We start from the raw sequence: 15196 nt of genomic DNA, 5'->3' as shown, positions 1-15196 counted from the left end.
CTCCTCCGATGACGGATCTCAAACTGCTTCCAGCAGGTTCCGCGGCACTTCTCGACCCAGGCCGCCGAGGGTCTCGCGGACCGCGGCGAGGCCGCTGAGAACGGCGCTCTCCATGGTCGCGGGCCAGCCGGTGGCGGTCCACGCGCCCGCGAGTGCGAGGCCGGGCGCGTGGGTCCGGGGACCCGGGCGCAGCCGGCCGACGCCCGGTGCCGGGGCGAAGGTCGCGGTGCGCTCGCGGGTGACGAAGAAGTCGCGTACCTCGGCGCCGCGGGCGTCGGGCAGCAGCTTCGCCAGTTCGGGGAGGTAACGCTCGCGCAGCTCGGCGACGGGCCGCTCGATGTCGTCCTGCGCGGCGGACTGGGAGACCGCCACGTACTGGCAGCCCCGGCCCCCGGGGGTGTCGGCGAGGCCGGAGGTGTCCGTGCGGTCGAAGATCCACTGCACGGGGGTGTTGATCGCGGCGACGAACGGGGAGTGCAGCACCCGCCGGTCGTACACGACATGGAGGTTGAGGATGGGCGCGGTGCCGATCTCCAGCAGCCGGTCCTTGTGGTCGAGCGCACCGGCCGGCAGGAGCCCGTGCGCCTCGCGCTGGGGTACGGCGAGGACCACCGTGTCGGCGTCGAGCGTCGCGGGCGTGCCGCCCGCGCGTTCGGGGCCGGTGGCGACGTCGACCTGCCAGCCGCCGGCGGGGCCGCGGCGCAGCTCGGTGGCGCGGGTGCGCATCATGATGCGGGTGCCGGAGCGCTCCAGCCGGCGGCGGGCCAGCGTGTCGTGCAGTTCGCCGAGCGGTACCCGGGCCCAGCCGATGTCGGCGGCGCCGCGCTCGGTGAGCAGCCCGGTCCTGAAGACCATCGCGGCCAGCCCCAGGGAGACCTGCGGGGCGAAGGCGTTGAGGGTGGCGACGCCGACCATGTCCCACAGCGCCGAGACGGCGCGCGGCGACTGGCCGTGCTTGTGCAGCCAACTGGCGAAGTCCACGCCGTCCAGGGCGGGGTCCGCGGGGTCGAGCCGGCGCATCGCCAGCGCGGCGCGGCCCACGCTCGCGCGCTCCGCGAGCGACAGGTGGGGGTAGCGCGCGAGGCCGGCGGCGAGGTGCAGCGGGACCGGCAGGTCGGTGCGGCCGAGCGTGCCGGTGCGCGGGCCGGGGCCCTTGCGGGCCGTGGTGGCGGCGTCCAGCACGCGCACGTCCAGGCGCTCCTGGAGCGGCGCGAGTCCGGTGCCGCCGACCTGGTCGAGGAACCAGCGGTACGCGGTGCAGCAACGCAGGTAGACGTGCTGGCCGTTGTCGACGGACAACTCGCCGCGGCGGAAGGAGAAGGCGAGCCCGCCCAGGCGCGGCCGGCCTTCGAGGAGCGTGACGTCGACGCCGGAGTCGGCGAGTCCCATCGCGGCGGTCATCCCGGCGAGCCCGCCGCCGACGACCACGGCCCGCGGCCGTCTGTCCGGGCCGGGATCAGCCATCACCGGCCACCTCCCACCCGTATCGACACCCACTATGTCTGGCCCGCCACGCCGCGCCGCACACCTTGGCGGGCCGCGGCGCACCACCCTGCGCCCCGTGCGCCGCAGCGCACGCCCAGGGCGCCTCCGGGCGCTCCCGATCCGTCTCGCGCGCCGTGTTTACGGGGCCTTCCCCGCGTCCGTCCGGCGGGGCCGCGGGGGCACCGGACGCGGGGCTCACCGGGACCTCCGGCTCGCCTGCCGGGCGTCGACCCCGGCCAGGCCGCGGACCGCGACGTACGCCTTCTCCCGGCCCGGCAGCGACACCCGCCCGCGCAGCACGGCCCCGGGGTCGGCGGCGATCCGCTCCAGCAGCCGGTGGTAGATCCCGGCCATCGCGGCGACGCAGGCGCCGCTGCGCCGGTCGAGCATGGGCAGCAGCCGGTAGCCGTCGGCGAAGAGCGCGCGGGCGCGGCGCACCTCGAACTGCACAAGCCCGGGGAAGTCCGAGCCGGCCGGCGCGGTGTCGCCGTGGAAGCCCGCGGAGCAGCCGAACTTGGCGAGGTCGACCGCCGGCAGGTAGCTGCGGCCCTCGGCGGCGTCCTCGCGCAGGTCCCGCAGGATGTTCGTCAGTTGCAGCGCGAGCCCGAGCGTGTCGGCGTGGCCCGGGGCGCGCTCGGAGTGCCGGGTGCCGGGCACGGTGCCGAACACGCCGAGGGAGAGCCGCCCGATGGCGCCGGCCACGCAACGGCAGTAGTCCTTCAGGTCCTCCCAGGTCTCGTACTCCTGGCCGCGGACGTCCGCGAGGACGCCGTCGATCAGCTCGTCGAGCCCGCCGAGGGGGATCGGGAACCGGCGTGCGGCGTGGGCGAGCGCCACGGCGACGGGGTCGGTGTCGTCCTCGGCGACCTGGCCGGCCCGGATGCGGTCGAGCTGGCCGCGGGTCTCCTCCAGCCGGGCGCGCTTGGCCTCGGGTGGCAGCTCGCCGTCGCCGATGTCGTCCACGCGGCGCGAGAACGCGTACAGCGCGGACATCGCCAGCCGCTTGTCGTACGGCAGGAGCCTGATGCCGTACGCGAAGTTCCGGGCCTGCCGGCCGGTGACGGCCTCGCAGTACCGGTACGCGGTGAGCACCTGTGCGGATGCGTAGGCCGCGCGCGACGATGTCGTCACGGTGCGGTCACCCCTCTCGTCGCAGGGTCGACCCCACCTCGCGCAGCAGCCTGCGCCGGGTGGGCTTCGGGGGTCCGGGGAGCACGTCGTGACCGGCGGCGGCGACGGCGGCGAGGGCCGCGCGCCCGCCGGCCACGAAGCCGGCGAGCAGCAGCCGCAGCCGGCCGCGCACGCTGGCGACGAGGGGCGCGCCCTCGTCGAGGAGCCGCGCGGCGCGGTCGGCTTCGTACCGGATCAGGGCGCGCACCGGCTCGCCGGCGCTGGTCCTGGCGAGGTCCGCCTCGGTGACGCCGAAGCGGCGCATGTCCTCCGCCGGGAGGTAGATGCGGTCCCGGCCGAGGTCCTCTGCCACGTCCTGGATGTGCTCGACGATCTGCAGAGCGGTGCAGATCGCGTCCGAGCGCCGGATGCGCTCGGGACTCTCGGTACCGGTCACGGCGAGGACGAGCCGGCCGACCGGGTTGGCGGACAGCTCGCAGTAGCCCTCCAGCTCGGCGTAGGTCTCGTAGCGCCGGACCTTCTGGTCCTGCCGGTTGGCCTGGAGCAGGCCGTGGAACGGCTGCGGGGACAGCCGGTGGCGGCGGACCGTGGGCCGCAGCCGGCGCAGCAGGGGGTGGCCGGGCGTGGCCCCGGGGGTGAAGACCCGCTCCAGGTCGGCCTCCAGCGCGTCGAGGAGCGCGAGCGTGTCGTCGGCCTCGTCCGGGCCGAGGCCGAGGGCGGCGGCGTCGGCGCCGCCGGGGGCGAGGTCGCCGTCCCCGATGTCGTCGACGAGCCGGGCGTAGCCGTAGAGCGCCATGAGGTCCGCGCGCCAGGCGCGGGGCAGGAAGAACGGGGCCACGGGGAAGTTCTCGTCGGCGGCCTGGCCGAGTACGGCACGCGACGGAGCGTCGTCCGCCGGGGTCACCGGCGACTGCCCTGGGCTGCCGCCCCCGGGGAGCAGACGGCGGGCGCGCCTTGGAGCTGGGGTTTCGTCTTCGCCATAGCCGTCACGCCTCCCGTTCTACACCGCGGACCCAGATGTGCCCATTCCGGACACGCCGCCGCCGGCGTCGTGACCCCGAGCAGGTCCGGGCGACCCCCAAGCTCCCTTATCGCCCACATGCCGCCAAACAGCACCGGTCCAGCGTACGCCGTACAGGACGAAGACGCGGCATGCGGTGGTCACCTCAATCCGCGCGCGCCGGAAGAAGCGCGAAACGCCGTCGTGCGCAAGGCGTTTGCCGGTTCACACGGTGAGACCGTCCAAGATCATGGTGAGCGTGCGGGTGACGATCGCGTCCCGCTGCGGGGGCGGCAGGTCGCTCAGCGGCCCGTCGAGGAGGAGCATCGCCAGCCCGTGCACGGAGGACCAGGCGGCGAACTCGGCGCCGGTCCGTACGCCCGGTCGCATCACGCCGGCGGCGTCGAGGGCGTCCATGGCGCCGATGAGCAGCCGGAAGGAGCGGACGTCTCCCGGGTGGAGGTCCCCGACGCCCTCGCCTTGGTTCCACGGCTGCCGGTCCTGCTCGACGCGGCAGAAGGCCGCGCGGTACATGCCGGGCTCGGTGACGGCGAAGCGCACGTAGCCGAGACCGAGCGCCATGAGCCGGCCCTTGGCGGCCTCGGCGGGGTCCCCGCCCGGGGGGCCCTCGGTCTCGGCGATCACCTTCTCCATGGAGTCCGCCAGCCGCCGCTGCCCCTCGTCCTTGACCGCCTGCAGCAGATCGGCCTGGTTGGCGAAGTGGCGGTACGCCGCCGTCGGCGACACGCCGACGCGCCGGGCCGCCTCGCGCAGCACGACGGCCTCGGGCCCGCCGCCGCGGGCCAGCTCGGAAGCCGCGTCGACCAGCGCGTTCCGCAGGTCGCCGTGGTGGTAACCGGCCTTCCCGCTCCTGACCTCGCTCATAGTCGCATCATGCCTCATGTTGACAGCATTAACATCACCTGCAAGGGTCAATGTTAACGTCATAAACATGGGAAGGAGAGCACCGTGCTGACACGCATTGCGGAGCTCGTACTGCGCAGGACCCGGCTCGTACTCGCGCTCGCCGTGGTCGCGGTCGTCGCCATGGCGGCGCTCGGCTTCGGGGCCTTCGGCAAGCTCAGCGCCGGCGGCTTCAGCGATCCGGGATCGCCGTCGAGCAAGGCGCAGGAGGTGATCGACGACAGATTCGGGGGCGATACCAACCTGGTCCTGCTCGTCTCCGCCGAGTCCGGGGGGCTCGGCGGGGACGCGGCCCGCGAACGCGGTCGCGAGGTGACCGAGGGACTCCGGGCGGAGTCCACCGTCACCAGCGTCATGTCGTACTGGGACCGCGGCGGCGAGGGCCTGACGTCGCAGGACGGGAGCCAGGCGCTCGTCCTGGCGCATGTCGCCGGCGGCGACGAGAAGGAAGCCGACCACGCCAGGACGCTCACCGACGAATACGCCGGCACCCGCGACGGCGTCACCGTCAGGGCGGGCGGCGGGGCGGCGGTGAGCAACGACGTGTCCACGCAGGTCGCCGCCGACCTGGCGCTGGCCGAGGCGATCGCCGTACCCCTCACCCTCGTGCTGCTGGTCCTCGCCTTCGGCAGCGTCATCGCGGCGCTGCTGCCGCTGGCGATCGGGCTGGTCGCCATCTTCGGCACCTTCGCCGAGCTGTGGGTGCTGGGCAGCCTCACCGACGTCTCGGTCTTCTCCGTCAACCTCACCATCGCCCTGGGGCTCGGCCTCGGCATCGACTACGGACTGCTGCTGGTCAGCCGGTTCCGCGAGCAGTTGGCCGCGGGCGACGAGGTGCCCGCGGCCATCCGGCGTACGGTGGCGACCGCGGGCCGTACGATCGCGTTCTCCTCCGCGACGATCGTCGCCGCGCTCGCCGCGCTGCTGGTCTTCCCGCAGTACTTCCTGCGGTCCTTCGCCTACGCCGGCATCGGCGTCGTGGCCATCTCCGCGATCAGCGCGCTGGTGATCATCCCCGCGCTGCTCGCCGTCCTCGGGCACCGCGTCAACCGCGGCCGGATCCCGGGCGCGCGGGCCATGCGGCGGACCGACGCGCCGCTGTGGGGGCGGATCGCCGGCGCCGTCATGCGCCGCCCCGCGCTCACCGCGCTACCGGTCCTCGGCGTGCTGCTGCTGGCCGCCTCCCCGCTGCTGGGCGTCAGCTACGGCACCCCGGACGAGCGGGTGCTGCCGGAGAGCGCGCAGAGCCGGCAGGTGGCCACCTCGCTGCGCGAGGACTTCGCCGTCGACGACAGCACCGCCATCGACGTGGTGACCACCGGCGCCGTCGGCGGGCCCGACCTCACCGCGTACGCCACCGAGCTGTCCCGGCTGGACGGCGTCGCCCGGGTCGCCGCGAGCAACGGCACGTACGCCGACGGCGCGGCAGGACCGGCGGGCCCGGCCGCGGAAGCGCTCGGCCGCCCCGACGCGCAGCGGCTGACCGTCTCCGTGGAGCCCGCCCCCAAGTCGGGCGCGGCGCAGCGCCTGGTCGAGGACGTCCGCGCGGTGCCCGCGCCCGGCGGGGTGGAAACCCTGGTCGGCGGCACCGACGCGGAGCTGGTCGACGCCAAGGACAGCATCGGCAGCCGGCTGCCGCTGGCCGTGGGGATGGTCCTGATCACGACGTTCGTGCTGCTCTTCCTCTTCACCGGCAGCGTCGTCCAGCCGCTGCGGGCGGTCGTCCTCAACGCCGTCAGCCTGGGCGCGGCCATGGGCGTGATGGTGTGGATCTTCCAGGACGGCCATCTCAGCGGGCTGCTCGGCTTCACACCGCAGCCGATGGACACGGCGATGACCGTCCTGATGTTCTGCATCGCCTTCGGTCTGTCCATGGACTACGAGGTCTTCCTCACCAGCCGGATCAAGGAGCTGCACGACGCGGGCGCGGACCCGGCCACGGCGGTGACGAGCGGGCTCGCCCGCACCGGCCGGATCGTGACCATGGCCGCCGGGCTGCTGGCCGTCAGCTTCTTCGCCTTCGGCACCGGCCAGGTCAGCTTCATCCAGATGTTCGGCCTGGGCAGCGGGCTCGCCATCCTCATCGACGCGATCGCGGTCCGCGGCGTGCTGGTGCCGGCCGCGATGCGGCTGCTGGGCAGGCACGCCTGGTACGCGCCGCGCTGGCTGCGCCGGGTGCACGGCCGGGTGGGGCTGAACGAGGCCGGGCCGGGGCCCGCCGCGCCCGAGCGGGAGTCGGAGCGCGCCCCGGCCGGGGTGTGAGCGCCGAGGACGCACGGCAAGGGCCCCGCCGCGACACGCGGCGGGGCCCTTCTGCGCGTACGCGCGGCTACCGCTTGGAGAACTCCTGGTACTCCTTCAGCACGTCGTCCGTCGGCCCGTCCATCACCAACTCGCCCTTCTCCAGCCACAGCACCCGGTCGCAGGTGTCGCGGATGGACTTGTTGGTGTGGCTCACCAGGAACACCGTGCCGGCCTCCTTGCGCAGCTCGCGCAGCCGGGCCTCGGAGCGCTTGCGGAACCTCAAGTCGCCGGTGGCCAGCGCCTCGTCGATCATCAGCACCTCGTGGTCCTTGGCCGCGGCGATGGAGAACCGCAGCCGCGCCGCCATGCCGGAGGAGTACGTCCGCATGGGCAGGGTGATGAAGTCGCCCTTCTCGTTTATGCCGGAGAAGTCGACGATGCTCTGGTACCGCTCGCGGATCTGCTCGCGGGTCATGCCCATCGCCAGCCCGCCGAGCATCACGTTCCGCTCGCCGGTGAGGTCGTTCATCAGGGCCGCGTTGACGCCGAGGAGCGAGGGCTGGCCGTTGGTGTACACCTTGCCGCTGTGCGTGGGCAGCACGCCGGCGATGGCCTTCAGCAGCGTCGACTTGCCGGAGCCGTTGGAGCCGATCAGGCCGATGGCCTGGCCGCGGTACGCCGTGAAGCTCACCCCGCGCACCGCGTGCACCTCGCGCACCCTGGAGCCCTTGTCCCGGCGCAGGATGCGGTTGAGCGCGGCGGCGCCGCTGCCCTTGCCGCGGGAACCGCCCTGCACCCGGTACACGATGTGCACGTCATCCGCGATGACCGTCGGCACCCGCCCGTCGGCGGGCGTGTCGGTCTCGGCGCGGCTCGTCGGATGTTCAGCCACGGCCATATCGCTCCTCAGCCTTCCAGAAGAACACGAAACCGAACGCGCCGACCACCACGGCCCAGCCCGCCGCCAGCAGCCAGACGTTCGGCGGCAGGTACGCCTTCGGGAAGTCCCCCATGAGGGCGTAGCGCATGAGGTCCATGTATACAGCGGCCGGGTTCATCGCGACGAGGTCGGCGGCCCACTGCGGCGCGTCCGCCCGCACCGTCATCATGTACTGCAGCGGGAACATCACGCCCGAGCCGTACATCCAGGCGCGCAGGATAAACGGCATGAGCTGCGCGAGGTCCGGCGTGTCGCTGCCCAGCCGGGCCACGACCATCGCCAGGCCGGTGTTGAAGACGTACTGGAGCGCCAGGACCGGCACGATCAGCAGCCACGTCCACGTCGGGTACCAGCCGAAGGCGACCAGGATGACGGCCAGCACCGTCATGGAGTAGAGCAACTGCTGCAGTTGCTGCAGCGAGAACGAGATCGGCAGCGCGGCCCGCGGGAAGTGCAGCGCCCGCACCAGGCCCAGGTTCCCCGAGATCGACCGGACTCCCGACATCACGGACTGCTGGGTGAACGTCCAGACGAACACGCCCGTGACCAGGAACGGGATGTAGACGTCGTTGCTCATCCCGGCGCGGCCGCCGAGCAGCACCCCGAAGATGAAGAAGAAGACCGTCGCGTTCAGCAGCGGGGTCAGCACCTGCCAGACCTGGCCCAGCTTCGCCTTGCTGTACTGCGCGGTGAGCTTGGCGCGCGAGAAGGTCAGGATGAAGTGGCGGCGCGCCCAGAGCTGCCGCACGTACTCGGGCAGTCCGGGTCGCGCGCCGCTCACCGTGAGGCCGTACTTGGCGGCCAGCTCGGCCGGGGTCAGCCCGTCATCGGGATGGCGCTTGGGCGGAGCGCCCACTGCCGTTTCGCTCACAGTCGGTAACTTTCGTCCTCAGACACTCAACGGTACGAGCTTGTCAGATCACGGGCGGTCGTCCCAGCCGGGTCAGCCGCCACACCGTACGCCACTTCATGGGTCTGCGCGGCCCGCACGGCGCGCGCCAGCCCTCTCGGAAGCCTACGAGCCATGATTTCAGCACAGCCGGGGAGGGGCTGCGTGCCACTGTGAGCAGGAACCAGACACCGAGATAGACCGGGACGAGCGGCGCGGGCAGGTTCCGGCGGGCCAGCCAGACCCGGTTGCGGGCCACGTTGTGGTGGTACGTGGCATGCCTGCTGGGCGGCATCGTCGGGTGGTGCAGCACCATGTCGGCGCGGTAGTCGATGTGCCAGCCCGCGTCCAGCGCCCGCCAGGCCAGGTCGGTCTCCTCGTGGGCGTAGAAGAAGTCGTCCGGCAGCCCGCCGACCTCCTGGAACACCTCCGTGCGCACCGCGTTGGCGCCGCCGAGGAAGGTGGTGACGCGCGAGGAGCGCATCGGGTCGGAGGCGCGCAACCGGGGCACGTGCCGACGCTGCGTGACCCCGGTCTCGGGGTCGGCGATGCGGAAGCTGACGATGCCCAGGCGGGGGTCGGCGGCGAACGCCTCGCGCACCAGCCGGGCCGTGTCCTGTTGTGGCAGAAGACCGTCGTCGTCGAGAAAGAGCAATACGTCGACATCGCGGCCGCCCTCGCCGAACGCCTCGATGCCGACGTTGCGCCCGCCGGGGATCCCCAGGTTCTCGGGCAGTTCCACGACCCGTACGCCCTGCGGGATGTTCGGCACGGTCACGCCCTGGGCGACGACGACCACCTCGACCGGCGCGCCGTCCTGCTTGGCGACCGACTCCAGCAGCGCCCGCAGCTCCTCGGGGCGCTGCCCCATCGTGATCACGACGGCGCCGACCCTGACGTCCTCCGGACGCTGGGCCTCCGGCTGCCGGGGCTGGTGTTCATATGTCATTCGGCTCACCGCAACCTGCTGGAGGCCAGAATGCTGACCAGGTGGAGGAGGGTCTGCAGCATCGCTATCGCGGCGAGTACGGCGACACCGAGCCGGGAGAAGTAAAGGTCCCCCTTGATCAGGTCGAGGATCGCCAGCAGGAGGATGAGGAGTGACGCCTCGATCCCCAGGATCAGCCGGTGGAACTTCAGCGCCGACGCCGCCTTGCGGGCCACGGCGACTCCCGACGAGCGCGGCTCGGCCGCGGACTCCTTGACCGGCGGCAGGCCCTGCTGGTGGCGGGCGACGCCGACGAGGTCGGTCTCCGCCTTGATCAGCACGGCGCCCAGCGCGGCGAGGGTGCCGAGGAAGGCCCAGAGCCAGTCGACGGAGCCCTCGCCCCACGGGTCGGCGGCGCGCAGGCCGAAGCCCACCAGCACCGCGGCATCGCAGAGGTACGCGCCGACCCGGTCGAGGTACACGCCGCCGATGGAGAACTGCTGCTTCCAGCGGGCGACCTCCCCGTCGACGCAGTCGAGCAGCAGGTACAACTGGACCATCAGCACGCCCAGCAGGGCCCCGGCGATCCCGGGGACCAGCAGCGCCGGGGCGGCGAGGACGCCGGCGAGGGTCATGACGTACGTCAGTTGGTTGGGCGTGACCCGGGTGTTCACCAGGTGCCGGTCGACGCGCAGCGAGATCTCGCGCATGTACAGGCGGCCGGCCCAGTGCTCCCCGCTGCGCCGGTCCTTCACCCCCGGGGGGTGGACCACGGGCCGTAGCTCAGCTACCGATGGCTTTGGCATAGTCGGCGTAGGCGTCTCTGATCTCGTCGGTGGACAGGTCGAGGTGTTCGAGGATCGTGTACCGGCCGGGCCGGGTCTGCGGCGCGAACTCGATGGCCTTCACGAACTCGTCGTCCGCAAAGCCGATGTCGTCGGCCAGCACCGGCAGCCCGTGCCTGCGCAGCACCTGGGCCATCAGCAGTGCCGTCTCCCGGTCGCCGCGGAGGAACGTGGCGAAGGTCCCGCCGATGCCGCACTGCTCGCCGTGGAGCGCGCAGCGCTTCGGGTAGAGCAGGTCGAAGGCGTGGCTGATCTCGTGGCACGCGCCGGAGGCCGGCCGGCTGTCGCCGGCCACCGACATCGCGATGCCGCAGAGCACCAGCGCCTCGGCGAGGATGACGAGGAAGTCGTCGTCGCCGATCCCGCCGGGGTGGCGCAGCACCGAGTCGCCGGCGCTGCGGGCCATCGCGGCGGCCAGCCCGTCGATGGGCTCGCCGGTCTCGCGGTGGGACAGCTCCCAGTCGGCGACGGCGGACAGCTTGCACGTCACGTCGCCGATGCCGGCCCGGACGAAGCGCGCCGGCGCCTCGCGGATGACGTCGAGGTCGATGACGATCGCGATGGGGTTCGGCACGCCGTACGAGCCGCGGCCGGCGTCGTTGTCGAGCGTGGAGACCGGCGAGCAGAGGCCGTCGTTGGCGAGGTTGGTGGCCACGGCGACCATCGGCAGGCCGACGCGCGCGGCGGCGTACTTCGCCGAGTCGATGACCTTGCCGCCGCCGAGGCCGACGACGGCGTCGTAGCGGCCGGTGCGCTTGATGGAATCGGCGAGCCGTACGGCACCGTCGATGGTGCCGTCGGCGTCGGCGAACCAGTCGGCGCCGGGCAGCGCCGGCGCGAAGCGGTCGCGCAGCGCCTGCCCGGAACGCGGGCTGATGGCGAAGGCGAGCCGGCCCGACGGCGCGACACGCTGGTCGGAGAGGAGGTCGGCGAGGTCGTCCAGCGCCCCGGCCCGGATGTCGACCGTCAGCGGCGACGGGATCAGGCGGGTCAGTACCGGCACGCGATCTCCCTGCCCTTGGCGAGGTCGTCGTGGTTGTCGATCTCGACCCAGGCGACGTCGCCGATGGGCTCGACGTCGATCCTGAAGCCGCGGTCGACCAGTTCCTGGTAGCCGTCCTCGTAGTAGAGGTCGGGGTCGCGCTCGAAGGTGGTCTTCAGCGCGTCGGCCAGTTCGTCGGCCGCGCCGCCCTCGATGAGCGTGACGCCGATGTACTCACCGGTGGCCTCGGCCGGGTCCATCAGCTTGGTGATCTTCCGGACCCCCTTCTCGTCGGCGACGACCTTCATCTCCTCGTCGGCGAGCTGCTTGACCGTGTCGAGGGCGAGGATGATCTTTTTGCCGCCGCCGCGGGCGGCGAGCAGCGTCTTCTCGACGGAGACGGGGTGGACGGTGTCGCCGTTGGCGAGGATCACGTCGTGCCGGACCGAATCCCGGCCGCACCAGAGGGAGTAGGCGTTGTTCCACTCCTCTGCCTTGTCGTTGTCGATCAGGGTGAGCTTCAGACCGTACGTGCGCTCCAGGGCCTCCTTGCGCTCGTACACGGCCTCCTTGCGGTAGCCGACGATGATCGCCGCCTCGGTGAGCCCGATCTCGGCGAAGTTGCCGAGGGTGAGGTCGAGGACGGTGGTCTCACCGTCGACGGGCACCAGGGCCTTCGGCAGGGTGTCGGTGTAAGGGCGCAGACGCCTTCCGGCGCCGGCCGCCAGCACGAGGCCGATCATGCGGGTTCTCCTGTTTCGTCGTGTACAGCGGGGGCTCCGGAGGAGACCCAGAAGCGGATGCTCTCGGTGAGCACCACCAGCGCCACGGCCGCGGCGATGGCCGCGAGCGCGAACGTGAAGCGCGTGCCGGTCAGCAGGGCTGCCGCCAGCGTGACCGCCAGCACCCGTCCCTCGTGCCCGCCGATCGCCCGCACCAGCAGGCGCGGGGGCGCACCCGTGCCGCCGCGGATGCGGTACACGGTGTCGTAGTGATGGTAGGCGACCGCGGCCACCAGTCCGAATGCCGCGGGAAGCGCTCCGTTCACCTCGGAACGGGCCGCGAGCGCGAGGACGAGGCCGTACTCGGCGGCCCGGAAGACCGGCGGCACGAGCCAGTCCAGCGGGCCCGCGAGCGGCCGGGCGACGGCGAGTGCCGAGGTCAGGACGTAGCCGGCGGCGCCTATCAGGGGCCACCAGGTGCCGTACGGGGTGACGAGCGCCAGCGCCACGAGGAGCACGCCCCCGGCGGCGGCGAGGGCGGGCGCGGCGTACGGCGGCAGGGAGCGCACGGGGGCGCGCAGGGAGCGGGCGGCGGCTTCGGCGAGCGGGCCGGTATCGGTGAGCTCGTCCAGCGCCTTGAGGGCCTGCTCGGTGCGCGGGACGCGGCGCTTGAGCGAGCGCAGCACCCGGCCCGCGGTGGTGTAGGAGGCGGCGAGCCCCATGCCGATCAGCAGGACGACGAAGACGACGCGCGGGGTGGTGACGGCGGTGAGCACGGCGATCAGGGCCCAGCGCTCGCCGATCGGCAGCACCACCATGCGGCGCAGCCACACCGTCCAGCCGAGGCGGTCGAGCCGTTCGGAGAGGGCCGCGGTCGGGCTGGTGTTGGCCGCCGCGGCGGCGGTGCCGGCGATGGACTCGTTGAAGGCGAAGTCCACGACGTGCCGGCAGGTCTGCAGCACCATGGCGCCCAGCGCGAGGGCCCACACGTCGTCGCCGTCGGCGTTGGCGGCGCCGATGGCGAGGCCGGCGAAGTAGGCGTACTCCTTGGCGCGGTCGAAGGTGGCGTCGAGCCAGGCGCCCATCGTGGAGTACTGCAGCGAGTAGCGGGCGAGCTGGCCGTCGGTGCAGTCCAGCACGAAGGAGAGCATGAGCAGCACGCCGGCGGCGACGAAGCCGCCGCGGGTGCCGGTGGCCGCGCAGCCGGCCGCGAGCACGGCGGTGGCCAGGGAGGCGGTGGTGACCTGGTTCGGGGTGAGGCCGCGGTTGGCGCACCAGCGGGCGAGGTAGCGCGAGTAGGGGCTGATGAAGAAGGTGGTGAAGAACCCGTCGCGGCTCTTGACCGCGGCGCGCAGCCGGGCCTTCTCCTCGTCCACGGCGGCGACCGCGTCCGTGGCCTTCGCCCGCGCGAGGGCGTCCTCGGGTACGGCCGCCACCAGGACGCCCAGCTCAGGCCGGGCCAGCCGCTCGTCCGCCTCCGCGAGCTGCGCGGCGGTCTGCTCGGCGACGCCGTCCAGGGTGTGGCTGCGCATCACCGCGCGGGAGAGCGCGCTGCGGGCCGCGGGCGTCCGCGCCGCGACCACGCCGGGCACGGCCGCGGCGGGGAAGCGGGGGTCGGCGAGGGTGAGGCGCAGGCTGTGCCGGTGCCCGACGAAGCGGCTGTCGACGAGCGCGACCCGGCCGTCCTCGGGCAGCAGCGCGAGGACGGTGGCGGCGTCGGCCACGTCCGCGGCGGTACGCACGTCGTCGTAGCCCAGCGACCTCAGGTCGCTCTCCAGGGGGGACCCGTGGACGGGCGGGCCGATCAGGATTGCGGTCCGCAGACGAACTCACTCCTTGGCAAGCGGGGCGGCAGGCGGGACCGCCCCTCCCCCGTCCGGCCGGGCGGCTGTCGGCAGAGGTTAGCGGATCCCTGGAACCACGGGTTCACCGCCCGTTCGCCTCGACCGGGTGGCGATCATCATTTCGCAGCTCGCACCCGTGCTCCAAACCGGGGCGGTAGTGTTCCGGCATGACGTGGTTGATCACCGGCGGGGCCGGTTACATCGGCGCGCATGTCGTGCGGACCATGGCGGGTGCCGGGGAGCGGGTCGTCGTGCTGGACGACGTGTCCACCGGCAATCCGGCCCGGCTGCCGGCGGACGTACCGCTGGTGCGCGGTACGTTCCTGGACCGGCTGCTGCTCGACCGCACGATCGCCGAGTACGACGTCACCGGCGTGCTGCACCTGGCGGCGAAGAAGCAGGTCGGCGAGTCGGTGGAGCAGCCGCTCTCGTACTACCGGGAGAACGTGCACGGCCTGGGCGTGCTGCTGGAGGCCGTGGTGGCCGCGGGGGTCCGCCGCTTCGTCCTCTCCTCCTCGGCCGCCGTCTACGGCATGCCCGACGTCGACCTCGTCACCGAGGACACCCCCTGCCTGCCGATCAACCCGTACGGCGAGACCAAGCTCGCCGGCGAGTGGCTGCTGCGGGCCACCGGGCGCGCGCACGGGCTGGCGACCGCCTGCCTGCGCTACTTCAACGTCGCCGGGGCGGCGGCCCCCGGGCTGGCGGACACCGGGGTGTTCAACGTGGTCCCGATGTTCTTCGAGCGGCTGACCGCGCACCAGCCGATGCGGATCTTCGGCGACGACTACCCCACCCCGGACGGCACCTGCGTCCGTGACTACGTGCACGTCGTCGACCTCGCCGACGCCCACCTGGCGGCGGCCCGCCGCGTCGCCGCCCCGGCGGTCTCCGGCGACCTGACGGTGAACCTCGGCAGCGGCACCGGCGTGTCGGTGCGGGAGCTGGCCGACATCGTGGCCGAGGTCACGGGGCGGCGCGAGCACACCCCCGAGGTCCTCCCCCGCCGCCCCGGGGACCCGGCCCGCGTGGTCGCGTCGTACGACCTGGCGGCCAAGGAGCTGGGCTGGCTGCCGCGGCTGGACGTGCGCGCCATGGTCGAGTCCGCCTGGGAGGGCTGGCTGCACAGCCATCCGGAGGCGCGGCGCGGCTGACCAGCCGAGACGCCCGCATGAGCGTTTCCGCAGGTCAGACGATGAAAACCGACTTCATGTCAAGGTTTGGCGAATACCCCCTGCCCGTAGTTCACTGAGATCGTCGGG

At 72.9% G+C, this 15196-nt stretch carries 13 protein-coding genes; 2 read left to right on the top strand and 11 right to left on the bottom strand.

Annotation, left to right across the window (positions count from 1 at the left end; genetic code table 11):
* Positions 1–18: 18 nt before the first annotated feature.
* The 4 genes from hpnE to DMB38_RS34115 all read right to left on the bottom strand — a co-directional run bounded on the left by hpnE (position 19) and on the right by DMB38_RS34115 (position 4501).
* Positions 19–1464 carry a hydroxysqualene dehydroxylase HpnE gene (gene hpnE / locus DMB38_RS34130; protein ID WP_125938427.1) on the bottom strand — a complete coding sequence of 482 codons (1446 nt, stop codon included), beginning with the start codon at positions 1462–1464 and terminating at the stop codon, positions 19–21.
* 216 nt (positions 1465–1680) lie between these two features.
* Positions 1681–2616: a presqualene diphosphate synthase HpnD gene (hpnD, locus tag DMB38_RS34125; RefSeq protein WP_125938426.1), complete on the bottom strand. Its 936-nt coding sequence runs from the start codon at positions 2614–2616 to the stop codon at positions 1681–1683.
* Between the two features lie 7 nt (positions 2617–2623).
* Positions 2624–3520 carry a squalene synthase HpnC gene (hpnC, locus tag DMB38_RS34120; RefSeq protein ID WP_125938425.1) on the bottom strand — a complete coding sequence of 299 codons (897 nt, stop codon included), beginning with the start codon at positions 3518–3520 and terminating at the stop codon, positions 2624–2626.
* A gap of 321 nt (positions 3521–3841) precedes the next feature.
* Entirely contained in the window at positions 3842–4501 is a 660-nt protein-coding gene (locus tag DMB38_RS34115) for a TetR/AcrR family transcriptional regulator (RefSeq protein ID WP_125938424.1), read from the bottom strand.
* Between the two features lie 84 nt (positions 4502–4585).
* Here DMB38_RS34115 and DMB38_RS34110 point away from each other — a divergent pair, with 84 nt between their 5' ends.
* A complete protein-coding gene (locus tag DMB38_RS34110; protein ID WP_125938423.1) occupies positions 4586–6802 on the top strand; it encodes an MMPL family transporter in 2217 nt (738 codons plus the stop codon).
* A gap of 67 nt (positions 6803–6869) precedes the next feature.
* Here the strand turns inward: DMB38_RS34110 and DMB38_RS34105 are convergent, their stop codons facing one another.
* The 7 genes from DMB38_RS34105 to DMB38_RS34075 are packed head-to-tail and all read right to left on the bottom strand — an operon-like array spanning position 6870 to position 13913.
* Positions 6870–7682 carry an ABC transporter ATP-binding protein gene (locus DMB38_RS34105; RefSeq protein ID WP_125938422.1) on the bottom strand — a complete coding sequence of 271 codons (813 nt, stop codon included), beginning with the start codon at positions 7680–7682 and terminating at the stop codon, positions 6870–6872.
* Positions 7669–8580 (bottom strand): ABC transporter permease, encoded by a 912-nt coding sequence (locus tag DMB38_RS34100; protein ID WP_125939459.1) that lies wholly within the window; start codon positions 8578–8580, stop codon positions 7669–7671. Before DMB38_RS34100 ends, DMB38_RS34105 begins: the two co-directional genes overlap by 14 nt.
* Before the next feature lie 58 nt (positions 8581–8638).
* The gene (locus tag DMB38_RS34095; RefSeq protein WP_125938421.1) at positions 8639–9562 is read right to left on the bottom strand and encodes a glycosyltransferase; all 924 of its coding nucleotides are present in this window, start codon (positions 9560–9562) and stop codon (positions 8639–8641) included.
* 5 nt (positions 9563–9567) lie between these two features.
* Entirely contained in the window at positions 9568–10347 is a 780-nt protein-coding gene (locus DMB38_RS34090; protein WP_047019335.1) for a CDP-alcohol phosphatidyltransferase family protein, read from the bottom strand.
* The gene (locus DMB38_RS34085; RefSeq protein ID WP_047019334.1) at positions 10325–11389 is read right to left on the bottom strand and encodes an iron-containing alcohol dehydrogenase family protein; all 1065 of its coding nucleotides are present in this window, start codon (positions 11387–11389) and stop codon (positions 10325–10327) included. Before DMB38_RS34085 ends, DMB38_RS34090 begins: the two co-directional genes overlap by 23 nt.
* The gene (locus tag DMB38_RS34080) at positions 11377–12111 is read right to left on the bottom strand and encodes a phosphocholine cytidylyltransferase family protein (protein WP_047019333.1); all 735 of its coding nucleotides are present in this window, start codon (positions 12109–12111) and stop codon (positions 11377–11379) included. The genes DMB38_RS34085 and DMB38_RS34080 overlap by 13 nt, the downstream gene beginning before the upstream one ends.
* On the bottom strand, positions 12108–13913 hold the full coding sequence (locus DMB38_RS34075) for a DUF5941 domain-containing protein (RefSeq protein WP_164716233.1): 1806 nt from the start codon (positions 13911–13913) through the stop codon (positions 12108–12110). The genes DMB38_RS34080 and DMB38_RS34075 overlap by 4 nt, the downstream gene beginning before the upstream one ends.
* A gap of 188 nt (positions 13914–14101) precedes the next feature.
* Between DMB38_RS34075 and galE the strand changes: the two genes are divergently transcribed.
* Complete coding sequence (gene galE / locus DMB38_RS34070) at positions 14102–15088, top strand: UDP-glucose 4-epimerase GalE (RefSeq protein ID WP_125938419.1); 987 nt, start codon at positions 14102–14104, stop codon at positions 15086–15088.
* Positions 15089–15196 lie beyond the last annotated feature (108 nt).

The sequence above is a fragment of the Streptomyces sp. WAC 06738 genome (genome assembly GCF_003945505.1).
Classification (GTDB): domain Bacteria; phylum Actinomycetota; class Actinomycetes; order Streptomycetales; family Streptomycetaceae; genus Streptomyces.
Note: the sequence above shows the minus strand (reverse complement) of the source record. Positions and strands in the feature narration are given on the sequence as shown.